We start from the raw sequence: 17,538 nt of genomic DNA on the forward strand, positions 1-17,538 counted from the left end.
CCGATGCTTCAGGGCCAGAGCGACCACGCATAAGCGCCGTAGCCGGCCAGCAAGAGCGCGCCCTCGCGGCGACCGATGCGCAACCCCGTTGCGGCAAAGAACACAAACAATGCAGAGACCGCGACCATCAGCGGCGCATCAAAGCCTAAGATCTCGGGCGGCAGATCCGAGGGCGCAATCAGCGCGGTGGTGCCGCCGATGCCGAGGATGTTGTAGATGTTGGAGCCCACCACATTGCCAAAGGCCACATCCCCCTGACGTTTGAGCGCCGCAATCACGGATGTCACCAGTTCCGGCATGGAGGTTCCGACGGCCACAATGGTCAGCCCGATCACGGTTTCCGAGACGTCAAAGCCGCGCGCAAGGGCCACAGCGCCTTTGACCAATGCGGCACCGCCCACCACCACCAGAACCAATCCGAGCAGCGCAATCAACAGCGACACAATTAGTGACCGGCCCACAGGTGCGGTCGAAGGGGCAAGGTTTGGGTCCGCCTCCGAGAGGGCCTGCCCCTTGTCATGAAGCGCGCCATGCGCGGTGCTGTGGCGTTCCTGCCGGATCACAAAACCGATGTAGCCCAGCAGTGCGGCCACCATCGCAAACCCCACCAGCCGCCCCATCGGAACCACCGCAGCGACCGCAGCAAAGGCTGCCGCAACCCCCAGCATCACCGCCGCATCACGCCGCAGGGCAGAGCGTGCGACAAGGATCGGGCACAAGAGCGCCGAAACACCCGCAATCAGCAGGATATTGGCAATGTTGGAGCCAACTATATTGCCATAGGCGATCCCCGGCGCGCCACTCAGGCCCGCCTGCACAGATGTCACCAGTTCCGGCATCGATGTGCCAAAGCCCACCAATGTAAGGCCGATCACCAGCGGCGAGACACCCAACCGTGTGGCGGCCTGAACTGCCCCGCGCACCAAAAGCTCCCCGCCTGCCATCAACAGCGCAAGGCCCACCACGAGCAACAGCCCGGTTTCCCACATGATTATCACTCCGACCGCGTCTCGCGCGGCATGTTTCAATCCGCTTCAATTGGCCCGCAGCGGGTGCGCTTTCAAGAGGGCGTCGCTGCGATTTTTCACCCTGTGATCAGGGCATTGAAACCGCATGCCTTGCCGCATTGCGCTGGCGTTGCTACCTCTGGATCAACCCAAGGACAGGAGCCAGCCATGACCACGCCCGAGATCGACGCCCAGACCCAGATCGAACTGGAGGCGGCCGCCTTTCGCCGCCTGCGCCAACATCTGATGCAGGACCGCACCGATGTGCAGAACATCGACATGATGAACCTCGCAGGCTTTTGCCGTAATTGTCTGAGCCGCTGGTATCAGGAGGCCGCCAACGACAAGGGCATCGAGATGGACAAGGCGCAGGCGCGCGAAATCTTTTACGGCATGACCATGGACGAGTGGAAAGCCAACTATCAGACAGACGCAGGCGCCGACAAACAGGAGGCCTTCAAAAAGTCCTTTGCTGAGAATGTTGGCACCGACAAGGGCTGACGGCCGACCCTTGTTATCAAAAGAAACGGACAGCGCCCGCGCATCAGCCGGGCGCTGTTTCATGTATCGCAGGGCAGATCCTGCACACCCCTTGCACAGGCTCTGTGCGGACCTGCGCCTAGGCAGCCCTGATGCGCATGCCTAGCTTGATGAGAGTTCCACAATCCTGCACCCCGGGAGAGTTCTCATGACCCGCATGCCCACATTCTTTATCTCTCATGGTGGTGGCCCATGGCCGTGGCTGCCGGACTGGCGGGCGCAGTTTGCCCCGTTGGAGGCCTCTCTCAAGGCGATGCCGGATCAGTTGCCAGAGCGCCCCAAAGCGGTGCTGATGATCTCCGGCCATTGGGAGACCGAGGGCTTTGCGGTGATGTCCAACTCGCAGCCGCCGATGGTCTATGACTACACCGGTTTTCCGCCCGAAACCTATCAGATCACCTATCCCGCTCCCGGCGCGCCGGATCTGGCTGCGCGCACCCATGCGCTGCTTGCGGCGGCGGGCCTGCCGACGCGGCTTGATGCGGAAATGGGCTATGATCACGGCACCTTTGCCCCGATGGCGGTGATCTACCCGGAGGCGGATGTGCCGCTCTATCAGGTGTCGTTGCAACAGGGCTATGACCCGGCGGCGCATTTCGCCATGGGCCGTGCGCTGGCTCCCTTGCGCGACGAAGGCGTGGTCATCATCGGCTCCGGTCTCAGCTATCACAACCTGCGCGCCTTTGGCCCCGGTGCGCGCGTGCCGTCCGTGGCGTTTGATGCTTGGTTGAATGAGGCGCTGATGCTCTCGCCAGAGGCGCGGACCAAGGCGCTGATGAACTGGGAACAGGCCCCCTATGCGCGCGAGTGCCACGCCCAAGAGGACCACCTTGCCCCGATATTTGCCGCCCTTGGTGCAGCAGAGCAGGACAGGATGACCCGGATCTATCACCAGACCGAGATATTCGGCGGTGTGACCGCCTCGGGCTTTCGGTTCGACTGATATGAAAAAAGGCCACCCTTTTGGGGGTGGCCTTTTGAAGAATTCCGTCAGGTCTTGCGCGGGATCACACAGCCGCCTTGATGCTTTCCTCAAGGTAGATCTCGCGCAGACGCTTGGCGATTGGACCGGGTGTGCCGTCGCCTAGGGCCACGCCGTCGATCTCCACAACCGGCATCACAAAGGCCGAGGCCGAGGTCGTGAACGCCTCATCCGCCGCTTTTGCCTCGTCGATGGTGAACAGGCGTTCTTCGACCTTCAACTGCGCCTCTTCGGCCATGCGCAGCACCGCCTTGCGGGTGATCCCGTGCAGGATGTCATTGGACAGTGGGCGTGTGACGATCACGCCATCCTTGACGAAATAGGCGTTGTTGGAGGTGCCCTCGGTCACATGGCCATCCTCGATCATCCAGGCATCATCGGCGCCGGCTTTCTTCGCCATCATCTTGCCCATTGAGGGGTACAACAGCTGCACGGTCTTGATGTCGCGACGGCCCCAGCGGATGTCCTCGATGGAGATGATCTTGGCACCCACCTTGGCCGCAGCACTGTCCGCAAGGCCCGGTTTGTTCTGCGTAAACAACACGATGGTCGGCTTTGTATCCTCCGATGGGAACACAAAATCCCGGTCCCCGTCCGAGCCGCGCGTGACCTGCAAATAGACCAGCCCCTCGTCGATGTCATTCAGCTCCACCAGCTTGCGGTGGATCTCCAGCAGTTCGTCCTTGGTGCAGGGCTCGGCCATATCGAGCTCATCCAAGGACCGCTTCAGGCGCACCGCGTGGCCCTCAAAATCAATGAGCTTGCCGCCCAGCACCGAGGTCACCTCATAGACCGCATCCGCCATCAGAAAGCCGCGATCAAAGATAGAGACCTTGGCCTCGGTTTCCGGCAGGTAGTCGCCGTTTACATATACGGTACGGGTCATGGTCGTCTCCTTAGCCCCAGAGCGCAGGCCGTGGGGGGTGCACCCCCTCGGCGTCAAAAGTCAGCGGTTCGGGACGGTCTTCGGCCAGAAGCAGCGGCCCGTCAAGATCCGTCACCAACGCACCCTGCGCCACCAGTGTCGCGGGGGCCATGGCCAGCGACGATCCCACCATGCAGCCGACCATCACCTGATAGCCCTCGGCCAGAGCCGCATCGCGCAATTTCAAGGCTTCTGTCAGACCGCCGGTTTTGTCCAGTTTGATGTTCACAACATCATATTTGCCCTTGAGTTTCGGCAGGCTGGCGCAGTCATGCGCGCTCTCATCGGCGCAGACCGGCACCGGACGTTCCATGCCGATCAGCGCCTCATCTTCGCCTGCGGGCAGGGGTTGCTCCACCAGCTCCACCCCAAGGCGCACAAGATGCGGTGCCAGTTCGGCGTAAACCTCAGCCGACCAGCCCTCATTGGCGTCAATGATGATCCGCGCCTCGGGCGCGCCCGCGCGCACCGCCTCAAGGCGGGGCATATCCTCGGGCGTGCCGAGCTTGATCTTCAACAGTGGACGATGGGCATTCTCTGCGGCTTGTTTCTGCATCTCTTCAGGAGAGGCCAGCGACAGCGTATAGGCGGTGATCTCCGGCCCCGGCTGATCCAGCCCGGCCAATTCCCAGACCGGCTTGCCAGCCTTTTTGGCCTCCAGATCCCACAGGGCACAATCCACCGCGTTGCGCGCGGCTCCTGCGGGCAGTAGCGATTGCAGTTCCTCGCGCGTAAACACGTCAGGCAGTGCTTTGATCTGAGCGGTCACCGACTCCAGCGTCTCATCATAGCGTGCATAGGGCACACATTCGCCCCAGCCCACATGATCTCCATCCTCAACCCGAACCGTCAGCACCTTGGCCTCGGTGCGCGATCCGCGCGAGATGGTAAAAACCTGCGCCAGTTTGAACACATCGGGGGTGACAGTGATTTTCATGGCTCTCCCTTCGGGCAGCGCCGCCACCCCTTCTTCATCTTCTCAAAAATATCCCCGCCGGAGGCTCCTGCGCGATCCACAGACGCCCCCGGCAAAGATGTTCAATCAGACCGCAGCCAGCGCGTCCACCAGACGACCGGCGCCATGGCGATAGGGGTCCACCGCAGGCAGGCCCATACGGCCCTCAACTTCTTTCAGGTAGGCTACGGCTTCCTCCTCACCCAGATGCTGGGTGTTGACGGAAATCCCGACGATCTTGCAGTCCTTGTTGGCCCGTTGCGCCAGCGGCAGGGCGACATCGCGCAGCTCCTCCAGCGAGGGCACATCGTAATCGGGCAGACCGCGCATATGGGTGCGGGTGGGCTCGTGACACAGGATCAGCGCATCCGGCTGGCCGCCATGCACCAGCGCCATGGTCACACCGGAATAGGACACGTGGAACAGCGATCCCTGACCCTCGATCAGGTCCCAGTGATCGTCATCATTGTCGGGGGTCAGATACTCGATGGAGCCCGCCATGAAGTCGGCGATCACCGCATCCAGCGGCACACCGTCACCGGTGATCAGAATGCCGGTCTGACCCGTCGCACGGAAGGTCGATTTCATACCGCGCGCCTGCATCTCGGCGTCCATCGCCAGTGCGGTGTACATTTTGCCCACCGAACAATCGGTGCCCACCGCAAGGCAGCGCTTGCCGCGACGCTTCACGCCATCGGCAATCGGATACTGCACCGACGGCACCCGCACATCATGCAATTTGCGCCCGGTTGCTTCGGCAACGGCGGCCAGATCCGGCTCGTCGCGCAGAAGGTTGTGCAGCCCGGAGGCAAGGTCAAAGCCCTCTTCCAGCGCCTGCACCAGCACTTTTTTCCATTCCTGACTGATCTTGCCGCCCCGGTTGGCGACACCGATCACCAGCGTTTTGGCACCAGCGGCTTTGGCTTCTTCAAGGGTCATCTCGGTGAGGCCGAGGTTTGCGCCGCAGCCGGGCAGGCTGATCTGGCCCACCGCATGGTCGGGGCGCCAGTCGCGGATGCCAATGGCAACCTTGGCGGCCAGCATGTCGGGCGCATCGCCGAGGAACAGGAGATAAGGGGTCTCGATCATATCCAGCGTCCTTTTTTGGAATTCGTCAGAGTTCAAGGTAGCTTGCGGCAATCGCGCTGCAACTTCCTGTCTAATTCGCCGGTGCAGCGGATCTTCGAGGAGATTTCTTCGAGTATTGGGTCTAGTTATCGAAGAATCTCCCACTTGATGACAAAATACGCCCAAGATGGCGCGGATCGCGTTGAAAGACTATGCAGATGCGGCATCGCTGAAATGCTGCAATTGCAAATAAGACTTGCCATCTGTTGAGCAACGAAATACCAAAACGTGAACCGATTTTGGAATTTATGAACCCGGAGAGACCAGAGATGAGCTTTCGCCTTCAGCCCACGCCCCCGGCCCGCCCCAACCGCTGCCAGCTGTTTGGCCCCGGCTCCAACACGAAACTCTTTGCCAAAATGGCCGCCTCTGCGGCGGATGTGATCAACCTCGATCTCGAAGATTCCGTGGCCCCCTCAGACAAGGATCAGGCCCGCGCCAATGTGATCGAGGCGATCAATACGGTCGATTGGGGCACTAAGACCCTGAGCGTGCGCATCAACGGGCTGGATACGCCCTATTGGTACCGCGATGTGGTGGACCTGATGGAACAGGCGGGCGAACGGCTTGATCAGATCATGATCCCCAAGGTGGGCTGCGCCGAGGATGTCTATGCGGTGGATGCGCTGGTCACCGCGATCGAACGCGCCAAGGGCCGCCAAAAGCCGGTCAGCTTTGAAGTCATTATCGAATCTGCGGCAGGCATCGCCCATGTCGAGGCCATCGCCGCCAGCAGCCCGCGCCTGCAGGCCATGAGCCTCGGCGCGGCGGATTTCGCCGCCTCCATGGGGATGCAGACCACCGGTATCGGTGGCACGCAGGAAAACTACTACATGCTGCGTGACGGCACCAAACACTGGTCCGATCCTTGGCATTGGGCGCAAGCCGCCATCGTTGCCGCCTGTCGCACCCATGGCGTGTTGCCGGTGGATGGTCCCTTTGGCGATTTCTCCGATGACGAGGGCTATATCGCGCAGGCCAAACGCTCCGCGACGCTGGGCATGGTCGGCAAATGGGCGATTCACCCCAAACAGATCGCCCTGGCCAATCAGGTTTTCACCCCCTCGGACGAGGCAGTTGCCGAGGCGCGCGACATCCTCGCCGCCATGGACGCGGCCAAAGCCAGCGGCGCAGGCGCAACCGTCTACAAAGGCCGCCTGGTCGACATCGCCTCGATCAAACAGGCCGAAGTCATCGTGGCGCAGTCCGAACTTATTGCCCAAAACAGCTAAAACACGGCCCCTACACCCCTCCTCTTTTAACTAAAAATATCCCGGAGCGCGAGGCAGAGCCTCGCTCCCTCGCGTTCCTCCTCGATGCAGATGGGGCCAATACGGGCCGGGTTCAAACCCCGAACCCTGCATCAGACCGCAAGGCGCAGCGCGTACCCGCGGGGTCGCAAAACTCCGCAGTGCTGCCCCATCCGTGGTGGAGTAAACGCACCTCAACACCCCGTTGCCGCAGGTCTTCACAGCTTGCTTTGATGTCGGGCACATTAAATCGCAACTTCAGTGGCAGTCTGGCCAGAGGCGCGGCGAGATCTTCCGCCGGTTCGATCATCAAATAAGCGCCACCCAGATCAAAAGTACTCAGGGTCTCTCCGGGACGATTGATGCTATGGAGCAGCCTCAATCTCAAACAGTCCCGATAAAAGGTGACGCACGCCTGATAGTGCGACGTGAATAATATAAGACCCGCTGTGGTAATTTTCATACTGACTGTCCCCTGAAAATGGCCGTGACGCAAAGGAGTCTCGGTTCTCAAGCGGGGTCGAGGTCAACGCGCAGTCTAAGCGCGAACGACAGGTTGCGCGATCTGAGGGTCTGCGGTGAAGGTGACGGGCAGGAGGGGGAGTGCTCCCGCCCCTTTGCGGATCAGAGCAAGCCTGATCCAAAAGCGTTGGGCCAAGCCGGGGGCCGCGCCGAAGGCGCGGCCCCCGGCCCTTCGGCGGCGCGCGCAGCGCGGCGCAAACGCTCAGCCCTGGGGTTTGTCAGCAGCACAATGGCCGGCGTGTCCCGGGATCGGGCGCCGTATCGGTCTTGCTGACTAGGTGATCCTCGGATTGGGTGGGGATCTGGATGATGAGGACGATAATAATGTTGACGATAAGGAGGCGGCGCCGCCAGATCGGAGATGGACGGGTGTATCCACCCGCGCGCTAAACGTTGTCTCTGCACGCTTCCCTCGCGGGAAAGCCGGTTCCTGGTGTGACCGGGGTGTCAGGTCCGGTCGATGATCGCGATCACCTGAGATCCTAGCGGCAGATCCGAAATATTCCCCTGCCAGGGCGTCCGCGCTATGCGCAACGCCTCGCGCAGACCTTGCCCAAGGATCAGGCGCGCTGGTCCTTGGGGGATCCCATCACCACATATGTCGTGATCGCCGTCACAAAGGGCGAGGTGCCGAGGATTTCGGTGTGGAACTGTTTGTAGCTCTTGAGGTCGGCGCATTCGACTCGCAAAAGATACTCGATGGTGCCGGTAATATTGTGGCACTCCACCACCTCCGGCGCGCTGGACATGGCGCGCTCAAAGGCGGCCTGCGCTTCCTTGGTGTGTTCGCCAAGACCGACGCCGATATAGGTCACGAACCCGACGCCCATCGCCTGAGGGTCCAGAACGGCGCGGTAGCCGGTGATGACACCTGCGCGTTCAAGCTCCTGCACCCGGCGCAGGCAGGCTGAGGGGGACAGGCCGACGCGCTCTGCAAGTTCAAGGTTTGAGATCCGCCCGTCGCGGCTCAGTTCTTGCAATATATGTTGGTTTATTCGATCTGTTTTCGCCATTTGTTGCGATTATAGCGGGCTTGCGCGCGAGATCGCAATTTCATTTCCCCCGTATAGACGCACATTATTGCGCATGATGACCTATGACCTTCTTGCCGCACTTGCGCTCTTTGCCTTTGTTTCCTCGATCACACCGGGGCCGAACAACCTGATGCTGATGGCATCGGGTGCGAATTTCGGCTTTCGCCGTACCATCCCGCATATGCTGGGAGTGGCGCTGGGGTTTGTGTTCATGGTGCTCTTGGTGGGCGCGGGGTTGGTGCAGGTCTTTGACGCCTATCCGGTAAGCTACACGGTGCTGAAGGTCGGCTCCGTTGTCTATCTGCTCTATCTGGCATGGAAGATTGCCAACGCGGGCGCGGCCAAGACGGGCGCGGGCAATGATGCAGGCACGCCTATGACGTTTTTGCAGGCGGCGGCGTTTCAGTGGGTCAATCCAAAGGCCTGGGCAATGGCGCTGACAGCGATCAGCGCCTACACGCCGGATCATACGCTCTGGGCGATCCTTGTGGTCGGGGTGGTCTTTGGTGCGATCAACCTGCCTTCGGTGGGGTCCTGGACCGTACTTGGCCAGCAGATGGCGCGGTTTTTGACCAGCCCCAGACGTCTGACCCTGTTCAATTGGAGCATGGCGGTGCTGCTGGTGGCTTCGCTTTATCCGGTGATCTGGCCGCATTGATCCCCTGCGGACCCAGATGCGCACATCGGGTTGTGGCGCGCAAAACCCCCGTCGAGGGGGCTTTGCGCGCCCTTTTTTCGACGGTGTCGAAAAAGGATGACCTACTTCAACGGCAGTACGATTTCGGTGAGCAGCTCCTCCGGTGCGGTGCTGCGGGGATCGTTCAGGTAAATCTCATAGCAGGGTTCATCCGCCGGGGTTTCACCTGATTGCGGCAGCCAGCCGCCAAACAGGCTGTCATAGGCGGCAGAGAGCCCGGCATAGGGGCCTTTGAAGGTCAGAATGGCCGCCTTGCCACCGGGGATTTCAAACGGCTCCAGCCCTTCGGGGGTGTCGGTGTCATGATACTCCGCACCGGCAAAGCTGCGCAGCTCCGCTTCGGGTACCTCGCCCGGGGCATCCATATAGACCCCCATCACCGTCCCCAGATTTGGCCAGAGGTTACGGCTGTTGACCAGCGCTGAGAAATGTTCGAACGCCCGTCCGATTTCGGCGTAGGGGCCGATATGGGAGACAGTTACAAGGCGGCGCGCCGGTTCGGTGCGCAGGGTGACATCATACATAGAAAGCTCCTTTGGATCGCGAAGCGCTATGGGCGGCAGGTGCTGCCCTTTGGCGCGAAAGGCCCCCGGCGCGTGGCCGTAGGCGGTGGTGAAGGCACGCGAAAAGGAATAGCGGTTGGGATAGCCCACGGTGGCGGCGATGTCCTCGATTGAGGCATCCGAATTTGCCAGTGCCACAGCCGCGCGATGCAGCCGGATGCGGCGCACCGACTGGCCGCAGGTTTCGCCGGTGAGGGCGCGAAACACCCGATGCCAGTGAAACCGCGACATCGCGGCCACATCCGCCAGCCGATCAAGGCTGAGATCCCCTGCCGGGTTGTCGTGGATATAATCCAGCACCCGCAGGATGCGATCTTCGTAACTCTGGGCCATCCGCCTGTCCTTTTGTCATCGTGCCACCCGTGTGATGCCAGAACCGCGCGTGACAAATCTTGCTGAGTTTGCGCAAGCGTCCAGCTGCGACCTTCAGATCGGAGGCGGAGCCTCGCTGCTCAAACGCCGTGATGGGCCTTATCCGACACGGAGAGTTGCATCGGGCGCGGCAGAAGTCCATATAACGGGCAAACCGTGACAGTAGAGACAGCATGACCCAGTATCTTGAATTCGAAAAACCCCTCGCCGAAATCGAAGGCAAGGCGGAAGAGCTGCGGGCGATGGCGCGCACCAACGAAGAAATGGATGTGGATGACGAAGCCTCCGCGCTGGACAAGAAAGCCGCGCAGCTTCTGAAAGATCTCTATGCGGATCTGACCGCATGGCGCAAATGTCAGGTAGCACGCCACCCGGAACGTCCGCACTGCAAGGACTATATCGAAAAGCTCTTTAGCGAGTACACGCCGCTCGCGGGGGATCGCAACTTTGCCGATGACCTTGCGGTGATGGGGGGGCTTGCGCGCTTTAACGACCAGCCGGTGGTGGTGATTGGGCACGAGAAGGGCTCTGACACCAAATCGCGCATCACCCATAACTTTGGCATGGCGCGCCCCGAAGGCTACCGCAAGGCGGTGCGCCTGATGGAGATGGCGGGACGGTTCGGCCTGCCGGTGATCACGCTGGTGGACACCACCGGAGCCTATCCTGGCAAGGGTGCCGAAGAGCGTGGCCAATCCGAGGCGATTGCACGTTCTACCGAGATGAGCCTGAAGATCGGCGTGCCGGTGATCTCTGTGATTATTGGCGAAGGTGGGTCTGGCGGCGCTGTTGCATTTGCCACCGCCAACCGCGTCGCGATGCTGGAGCATTCGGTTTATTCGGTGATTTCGCCCGAGGGCTGTGCGTCGATCCTGTGGAAAGACGCCGAAAAAATGCGCGAGGCCGCCGAGGCGCTGCGTCTGACCGCGCAGGATCTAAAAACGCTCGAGGTGGTGGACCGTGTGATCCCCGAGCCGCTGGGCGGCGCACATCGCGACCCCGAAGCCAGCTACCGCGCTGTGGGTGCCGCGATCACGGAAATGCTGGCGGAAATGAAGGACATGGACGCCAAGGCGCTGATCACCGATCGGCGCAAGAAGTTCCTTGATATCGGCTCAAAGGGGTTGGCAGCCTGATTATGGCGCAGCGCTGATGGAGATTTGAGAGCCCTCGCCAAATTATTGGCGGGGGCTATTTTTATAAGTCCGGGAGGGGCGCAGGGATGTCTGAGACGCTCAAGCTGCTGAAACACCGCTATCCAACTGCGCAGACGTTTAAGTTTGGCGATAGTGCTGAATTGAGCGCGGCGCTGTTGGCGCTTGTGCGCAGCGGTAAGAAGGTCGCCACTTGCGGCGCGGTGCGGGATTTTGAAAATGGCGAACCGATGCCGCAAATTGGGCGACGGGATATCGCGCTCCATTGGGATGACAGGCCGGCCCTTGTGATCGAAACGGTCGAGTTGATTCAGTGCAGGTTTGACGAGGTCACCGAGGCGATGGCCTTGGCGGAGGGGGAGGACGACAGCCTAGACGGCTGGCGTCGCGGCCATCGCGCCTATTTTGAGCGCAATGGCGGGTTCTCACCGGATATGCAGATCCTCTGGGAACGGTTCTTGCTCGTTGAAAATTTTGGATAGCGGATATTGCGGCTCCGGCGGTTTTTCTGCCGCCGTCTCACTCCACAATGGCCCGGACGGACCATTTGAACGTCATATTCAGAGCAGCGGTCGATTGTGTTTGAGGTGGCGCGCCACGAGTTTGCGTTGCAATTTGCCCGGTGGGATCTGAAATGCTGGTTGCGGCGCGTCTTTCCAGTTTTTCAGCTGCGGGAAAATGGCAAAGAGTTCGGCACGGGCCGCGCGAGGCATTGATTTGATCGCCTCGGGGCCGGGAAAGAAACTCTCGGTCGGGGCCCCTTCGGCATAGATGACCTCATGACGATCAAAGACGAGGTGAAAATACTCCACTTCGCCATACCCCGGCTCTGCGAAAATGCCCGGCAACTCTGTCAGTTGATGGGCTGCCAGCAAGACGTCGGTTTGCCCAAACATCCGTTCGCAGATCTTGGAGGAGACCAGCATGCGGTGCTGACGCGAGACCAGAAGGTCGCGTTGCGGCAAGCTGTTGCCCAAAGCGCCTGCCATGATCCGCACCGGGGCAAGCTTTGGGTTTGTGCGCAACGCGGTTGCGCTGATTTTGCGGCTCAGGGAGAGGCGCAGGGGCTTGAAACCCCCATCACTGGTCCGCACCAGAGTGCCTGCGCGCAGATCCTCGACCGCTGTCAGGCCCGTGTCGGTCTCAATCATGGTCCCACGCACGAAGCAGACAATGGTGCTGTAGAGCGTCGGCGTGGTGGTGTGGCTTTGATAACTGCCAAGCGTGGCACCGACGGAAAAGGCAGAGCCCGGTCCCGGAATGAAATACCAGCTGTTGTTTACATAGAAAAAGTAGAAGGTCTCCACATGCGCATTGCCGCTGGTGTCAGTGAAGGAGACGTTAATATCATAGGGCGAGCCGCCGGTCACATAGGAGGGGCCGCCATTGATGCTGACGGTTTCATTGTTGTCGCCGGGTCCGTTCAGATAGGGGTCATCATCGTCAATAACCGCAGAGTAAGAGGTATTATACTGGGCATTATACCCGGTACCTGACCATCTAAACGCTGTAACATTATACTGCGCCACTGCCTCTTACCCCGTGTCGGGCGACCGATTCTTTTGCCTGTAGTCGCCGGATTTCTTAACTTCAGATTTATAATTCTGAAAATTGTGGCACAGGTTTAGCGACAAAACGACAATAATTTTTGGCGGCTTCCTTGGGTGTGTTGATAAATCCCCGCTCTGCCGGTGTCTTTTGGCGGTGGAAACAGGGCGATCAGCGCTGCGCGCGTAGGAACATATCGAGCGCTTCAGAGACCTGTGCGGCGGCGGTTTCGCGGTTTCCTGTCTCATTCAGGGCCGCGCGCAGATAGACGCCGTCGATCAAGGCGGCAAGGCTTTCGGCGATCGGGACGGGGCGTGCAGTGAGTTGGCGCAAATCAAACAAGAGGTTGCTGCGCAATCGTTTTTGATAAAGCTGCATCAGATGCGCGGCATGCGGGTTGGATTGTGCCAGAGCGTAAAAGCTGAGCCATGCGGAGGTTTTGCGCGGGTCAAACACATGGGCGGCAAAATTGGCGCGGATGATCGCATCTAGGCGCGCGCGGGGGTCTTGGGCGCTGGCCAGCTCCACGCGGACATGGGCGGAGAATTCGGCGAGAATGAACCGCATTGCGGCGATCAGCATCTGTTCTTTGCTGCCAAAATAGTGATGCGCAAGGCCGCTGCTCATGCCGGCACGGCGGGCGATCTGGGCCACGGTCACATCAAGCGAGCGGGTTTCACCGATTTCATCGATCACCGCGGACACCAGCGCGGCGCGGCGCTTTGGCTCCATTCCAAGTTTGGGCATCGCTGTCTCCTGCGTCTGGTCGTGGCCTGCCAATGACAAGCGCGCGGCGGCGGGTCAATCCCGCCGTCGCGCGATGTAATGCGTGGGCCCACCCCGACCCGCAAGGGAGCGCGCGGGGGAGGGGTGGGCGGCGTGACGTCGCAGGAGGGAGACGCCGCGCTTTTTGGTCCTTGTTGATCCTCGGGTCAGCTGAGGCGAGCGCCGTCGGGATCAAAGAGATAGGATTTGCCCTCTGCAATGCGGAGCCTCAGGCTTTGGCCGGAACGGATCGCGTGCTGGCCGAACAGGCGCACGGTGATCTGGTGGCCGTTGCAATCGGCAATGACATTGGTGTCGCCGCCCAGATGTTCCACATGTTTGGTGGTGATCTGGAGCGGGCCTGCGTCATCCAGCATGAGGTCTTCGGGGCGCACCCCCAGCGTGTTGCCGTTGCCCGGATCAACAAATTCCGCCGGCAGGAAGTTCATCGCTGGAGAGCCAAGGAAGCCTGCCACAAACTGGTTGGCCGGGCTGTTATAAAGCTCCATTGGAGAGCCGATCTGTTCGACACGGCCATCGCGCAGCACCACGATTTTATCCGCAAGCGTCATCGCCTCGGTCTGGTCGTGGGTGACGTAGACCATCGTCGCGCCCAGTTGTTCATGGAGATTGGCAATCTCCAGCCGGGTGTTCATCCGGAGCGCCGCATCGAGGTTCGAAAGCGGTTCATCAAACAAGAACAGTTTGGGGTGGCGCACAATGGCGCGGCCAATGGCGACGCGCTGGCGTTGCCCGCCCGAGAGTTCCGACGGGAAGCGGTCAAGGTAGTCGCCAAGGCTCAGCATGCGGCTGGCTTCGGCCACGCGTTCCTCGATGGTTTCCTTGCTTTCTTTGGCCTGTTTCAGCGCCAAGGACATGTTGTTTCGCACATTGAGGTGCGGATAGAGCGCGTAGGATTGAAACACCATGGCGATGCCGCGTTTGGAGGGCGGTGTCTGGTTGACCACATTGCCTGCGATGCAGACCTCGCCGGAGGTCACATCCTCAAGTCCCGCGATGGTGCGCAAGAGAGTGGATTTACCGCAGCCCGACGGGCCGACAAAGACGACGAACTCGCCCTCGTTCACCTCGATGTTGATGTCCTTGAGGACATGCACGTTGCCGAAGGATTTGTTCACATTGGTCAGGGTCAGCGCGGTCATGGCGTTACCTCTTTCAGTTTGACAGGGGCGCCGGTGCGGACGCTTTCATCCGCCGCAAGGCAGATGGCCAGCGACTGGACGGCGTCTCGTGCGTGGCGGGAGAGGTCGAGATCCTCACGGATGGCGCGCAGCATATAGGCTTGCTCCGCGTCGCATAGGTCCTGATGGCCGGGTTCGTCGGGCAGGTCGATCAGCTGGTCGCCCTCGGGGCGGTGCACCAGCAGCCCGCCAACGCGGGTATGGCCGTCCACATCCGAGGAGCCGGATTTGTCGGCCTCGGTGATTGAGACTGAGCCTTTGGGGGAGATCACATCTTTGACGAAGAAGGCGGTCTCCGACATCATCGGCCCCCAGCCCGCCTCGTACCACCCGACAGAGCCATCATCGAATGTGACCTGAAACTGGCCGTAGTTATACATCTCGGGCGCGATTTCGTCCGAGAGGCGCAGGCCCATGGCGTTGACCTGAACGGGTTTGGCATCGGTGATCTGGCACCAGACATCCACGTAATGCACGCCGCAATCGACGATGGGCGCGGTGGTCTGCATCAGCGCCTTGTGGGTTTCCCACTCTGCGCCCTTGCTTTGCTGGTTGAGGTTCATGCGGAACACGTAAGGTCCGCCAAATGCGCGGGATTCCTCAATGAGCCGCACCCAAGAGGGATGGTGGCGCAGGATGTAGCCCACGACCAGCTTGCGTCCTGTTGCCTCGGCGGTGGCGACCACGCGGCGGGCGTCCTTCACCGTGGTGGCGAGGGGTTTTTCGACAAACACATGCGCGCCTGCCTCCATCGCGGCCACGGCATAGTCGGCGTGGCTGTCAGAATAGGTGGCGACGACCACCAGATCCGGTTTTGTGTCCTCGAGGGCTGCGTGAAAGTCGGTGAAGACCGGATAGCCCTGAAGGTCGGGGTGGTCGACCTGGCCCGAGCGATTGACAAGGCCGACAATCTCGGCGCCGTCTTCTTTGTGATGCGCGAGCGCGTGGGAGAGGCCCATATTGCCGAGGCCAGCGATCAGAACACGGGTCATGATGTGGCTCCTTTGCGGTTTGGGTCTTCAGACCGGGGCGTGAGCGACGGCTGACATAGGTTTGTGTGAACCATATCCATCATTTCACCGCCCCTGACGTGATGCCGCGAATGAGCTGGCGGGAGAAGATCACATAGAGGACCAGCACCGGCAGGATCGCCATCGACAGCGCCGACAGAACCGCGTTCCAGTCGGTCACGAACTGACCGATGAACACCTGACTGCCAAGCGTCAGCGTCTTGGTTTCCTCGGCGGGGGCGAGGATCAGCGGGAACCACAGGTCGTTCCAGATCGGGATCATGTTGAACACCGCCACGGTGGCCAGCGCAGGCCGCACCAAGGGCAGAACCAGCTTGAAGAAGATGGTGAATTCGCTGAGCCCGTCGATGCGCCCGGCGTTTTTCAGATCGTCGCTCACCTGTCGCATAAATTCATTCAGGATGAAGACCGCGAGCGGCAGACCTTGCGCCGTGTAGACAAGGATCAGCGCCCAGAGCGTATTCACCAGCCCGGTGGAGACCATCATTTCAAGGATCGCCACGGTGCCGATGCGGATCGGGATCATGATCCCGAGCGCCAGATAAAGCCCCATCAGCATATTGCCGCGAAAGCGATATTCGCTGAGCGCAAAGGCGGCCATGGCGCCAAACAACAGGATCAGCGTGAGCGAGCCGACGGTGACGATGAAGGAGTTCTGAAAGTAGAGGAAGAAATCCCCCTGTTTCATCACCGTCTGATAGCCCACGAGGGAAAAGCTGTCCGCATCCGGCAGTGCGAGCGGTTCGCGGAAGATTTTTTTGCGGGTCTTGAAGCTGTTGATCAGGATCACAAAGACCGGAAACAGCGCAATCAAGGTGTAGATGATCAGCGCGCCATGCATTGCAGCCGTGTTGATCGGGTTGGAGCGTGCGGAACTCATGAGTGCCTCCCGTCAGAGCTGGTAGCGGCGCATCCGGGTCTGGATGCCGAAGAGATAAAGACAGACGCCCACAAGGATGATCGCAAACATCGCCCCTGCAATCGCGGACCCCATATGCGGATCGCCCAGTTGCAGCTGGAAGCCAAAGAACGTCCGATACATGAAGGTGCCTAAGATGTCGGTGGAGAAATCAGGCCCCGCCAGCGCGCCTTGGGAGGCGTAGATCAGGTCGAAGGCGTTGAAATTGCCCACAAAGGTCAGGATCGAGATGATCCCGATCGAGGGCAGGATCAGCGGCAGTTTGATCTTCCAGAAGGCGGCCATGCCGGTGACGCCGTCAATCTCGCCCGCCTCAAGCATTTCTTCGGGGATCGACAGGAGTGCGGCATAGATCAGCATCATCGGGATGCCGACGAATTGCCACACGGAGATCAGCGCCAGCGTGGTGAGGGCGTATTCTTCCTTGCCAAGCCACGGCGCAAAGAGTGATTTCAGACCGACCGCATCCAGCATCGAAGGCGCGATGCCCCAGATGGGCGACAGGATCAGCTTCCACGCAAAACCCACGATCACAAAGCTCAGGATCGTCGGGATGAAGATCGCGGAGCGATAGAGTGCCGCAAAGCGCAGGCGTGGGTGGCTCAGCAGGGCTGCGAGTGCGATCCCGATGGGGTTCTGCACCAGCATGTGAACGAGGAAGAACCAGAAGTTATTTCCCAGAGCGTTCCAGAATTGCTCCGACCAGATCGGATCAAAGAAGAGCGTGCGGAAATTCTCCAGCCCCACATACACGCGCTCCTGATCGACCTCCTGAAAGAGGGCGAGGCGCAGCGTATTGAAGAGGGGGAAGATCATAACCGAGGTGTAGATCAGCAGGGCAGGGGCCAAAAAGAGGGCGATATGCCAGCGGATGCGGGGCTTTTGCATGGGAACCTCCGGTCCAGGTCCCGGACGCGCGGATTGGCGCGTCCGGGAGTGTTACA

General features: G+C 60.5%; 19 protein-coding genes. 6 read left to right on the forward strand and 13 right to left on the reverse strand.

Annotated features, from left to right (window positions below):
• Positions 1-8: 8 nt before the first annotated feature.
• Positions 9-989, reverse strand: a complete 981-nt coding sequence (locus K529_RS18940) for a calcium/sodium antiporter (RefSeq protein WP_046002546.1) — start codon at positions 987-989, stop codon at positions 9-11.
• A gap of 186 nt (positions 990-1,175) precedes the next feature.
• On the opposite strand from K529_RS18940, the gene K529_RS18945 reads away from it, so the two are divergent.
• Both K529_RS18945 and K529_RS18950 read left to right on the forward strand, forming a co-directional pair.
• Positions 1,176-1,508: a DUF1244 domain-containing protein gene (locus tag K529_RS18945; RefSeq protein ID WP_005643952.1), complete on the forward strand. Its 333-nt coding sequence runs from the start codon at positions 1,176-1,178 to the stop codon at positions 1,506-1,508.
• 187 nt (positions 1,509-1,695) lie between these two features.
• The gene (locus tag K529_RS18950) at positions 1,696-2,490 is read left to right on the forward strand and encodes a DODA-type extradiol aromatic ring-opening family dioxygenase (RefSeq protein WP_046002545.1); all 795 of its coding nucleotides are present in this window, start codon (positions 1,696-1,698) and stop codon (positions 2,488-2,490) included.
• A gap of 64 nt (positions 2,491-2,554) precedes the next feature.
• On the opposite strand, the gene K529_RS18955 is transcribed toward K529_RS18950, so the two are convergent.
• The 3 genes from K529_RS18955 to dgcN form a co-directional block, all read right to left on the reverse strand.
• Positions 2,555-3,415 (reverse strand): D-amino-acid transaminase, encoded by an 861-nt coding sequence (locus K529_RS18955; RefSeq protein ID WP_005664442.1) that lies wholly within the window; start codon positions 3,413-3,415, stop codon positions 2,555-2,557.
• 10 nt (positions 3,416-3,425) lie between these two features.
• The gene (gene dgcA / locus K529_RS18960; protein ID WP_046002544.1) at positions 3,426-4,391 is read right to left on the reverse strand and encodes an N-acetyl-D-Glu racemase DgcA; all 966 of its coding nucleotides are present in this window, start codon (positions 4,389-4,391) and stop codon (positions 3,426-3,428) included.
• A gap of 105 nt (positions 4,392-4,496) precedes the next feature.
• On the reverse strand, positions 4,497-5,498 hold the full coding sequence (gene dgcN / locus K529_RS18965; RefSeq protein ID WP_005657305.1) for an N-acetyltransferase DgcN: 1,002 nt from the start codon (positions 5,496-5,498) through the stop codon (positions 4,497-4,499).
• Positions 5,499-5,806: 308 nt separating this feature from the next.
• Between dgcN and K529_RS18970 the strand changes: the two genes are divergently transcribed.
• Positions 5,807-6,769: an L-malyl-CoA/beta-methylmalyl-CoA lyase gene (locus K529_RS18970; RefSeq protein WP_046002543.1), complete on the forward strand. Its 963-nt coding sequence runs from the start codon at positions 5,807-5,809 to the stop codon at positions 6,767-6,769.
• Positions 6,770-6,881: 112 nt separating this feature from the next.
• On the opposite strand, the gene K529_RS18975 is transcribed toward K529_RS18970, so the two are convergent.
• Both K529_RS18975 and K529_RS18980 read right to left on the reverse strand, forming a co-directional pair.
• Positions 6,882-7,250: a VOC family protein gene (locus K529_RS18975; RefSeq protein WP_005675675.1), complete on the reverse strand. Its 369-nt coding sequence runs from the start codon at positions 7,248-7,250 to the stop codon at positions 6,882-6,884.
• Between the two features lie 619 nt (positions 7,251-7,869).
• On the reverse strand, positions 7,870-8,322 hold the full coding sequence (locus K529_RS18980; RefSeq protein ID WP_040643004.1) for an Lrp/AsnC family transcriptional regulator: 453 nt from the start codon (positions 8,320-8,322) through the stop codon (positions 7,870-7,872).
• A gap of 76 nt (positions 8,323-8,398) precedes the next feature.
• On the opposite strand from K529_RS18980, the gene K529_RS18985 reads away from it, so the two are divergent.
• Entirely contained in the window at positions 8,399-9,001 is a 603-nt protein-coding gene (locus tag K529_RS18985; protein WP_040643006.1) for a LysE family translocator, read from the forward strand.
• 101 nt (positions 9,002-9,102) lie between these two features.
• Here K529_RS18985 and K529_RS18990 read toward each other — a convergent pair whose 3' ends face one another.
• Complete coding sequence (locus tag K529_RS18990; protein WP_005636088.1) at positions 9,103-9,936, reverse strand: AraC family transcriptional regulator; 834 nt, start codon at positions 9,934-9,936, stop codon at positions 9,103-9,105.
• Positions 9,937-10,148: 212 nt separating this feature from the next.
• On the opposite strand from K529_RS18990, the gene K529_RS18995 reads away from it, so the two are divergent.
• Positions 10,149-11,111: an acetyl-CoA carboxylase carboxyltransferase subunit alpha gene (locus tag K529_RS18995; RefSeq protein ID WP_005636089.1), complete on the forward strand. Its 963-nt coding sequence runs from the start codon at positions 10,149-10,151 to the stop codon at positions 11,109-11,111.
• Positions 11,112-11,197: 86 nt separating this feature from the next.
• Entirely contained in the window at positions 11,198-11,611 is a 414-nt protein-coding gene (locus K529_RS19000) for an ASCH domain-containing protein (RefSeq protein ID WP_005636090.1), read from the forward strand.
• Positions 11,612-11,689: 78 nt separating this feature from the next.
• Here K529_RS19000 and K529_RS19005 read toward each other — a convergent pair whose 3' ends face one another.
• The 6 genes from K529_RS19005 to K529_RS19030 all read right to left on the reverse strand — a co-directional run bounded on the left by K529_RS19005 (position 11,690) and on the right by K529_RS19030 (position 17,482).
• On the reverse strand, positions 11,690-12,658 hold the full coding sequence (locus tag K529_RS19005) for a Hint domain-containing protein (protein ID WP_005636092.1): 969 nt from the start codon (positions 12,656-12,658) through the stop codon (positions 11,690-11,692).
• Between the two features lie 190 nt (positions 12,659-12,848).
• Positions 12,849-13,424, reverse strand: a complete 576-nt coding sequence (gene betI / locus K529_RS19010; protein ID WP_040643005.1) for a choline-binding transcriptional repressor BetI — start codon at positions 13,422-13,424, stop codon at positions 12,849-12,851.
• Positions 13,425-13,609: 185 nt separating this feature from the next.
• Positions 13,610-14,605: an ABC transporter ATP-binding protein gene (locus K529_RS19015; RefSeq protein ID WP_046002542.1), complete on the reverse strand. Its 996-nt coding sequence runs from the start codon at positions 14,603-14,605 to the stop codon at positions 13,610-13,612.
• Complete coding sequence (locus tag K529_RS19020) at positions 14,602-15,636, reverse strand: Gfo/Idh/MocA family protein (RefSeq protein ID WP_005650238.1); 1,035 nt, start codon at positions 15,634-15,636, stop codon at positions 14,602-14,604. The genes K529_RS19015 and K529_RS19020 overlap by 4 nt, the downstream gene beginning before the upstream one ends.
• Before the next feature lie 79 nt (positions 15,637-15,715).
• The gene (locus K529_RS19025; RefSeq protein WP_005650235.1) at positions 15,716-16,555 is read right to left on the reverse strand and encodes a carbohydrate ABC transporter permease; all 840 of its coding nucleotides are present in this window, start codon (positions 16,553-16,555) and stop codon (positions 15,716-15,718) included.
• A 12-nt stretch (positions 16,556-16,567) separates the two neighbouring features.
• On the reverse strand, positions 16,568-17,482 hold the full coding sequence (locus K529_RS19030) for a carbohydrate ABC transporter permease (RefSeq protein ID WP_005650231.1): 915 nt from the start codon (positions 17,480-17,482) through the stop codon (positions 16,568-16,570).
• Between the last annotated feature and the right edge of the window lie 56 nt (positions 17,483-17,538).

The organism is Tritonibacter mobilis F1926, from assembly GCF_000376545.2.
GTDB lineage: Bacteria > Pseudomonadota > Alphaproteobacteria > Rhodobacterales > Rhodobacteraceae > Epibacterium > Epibacterium mobile.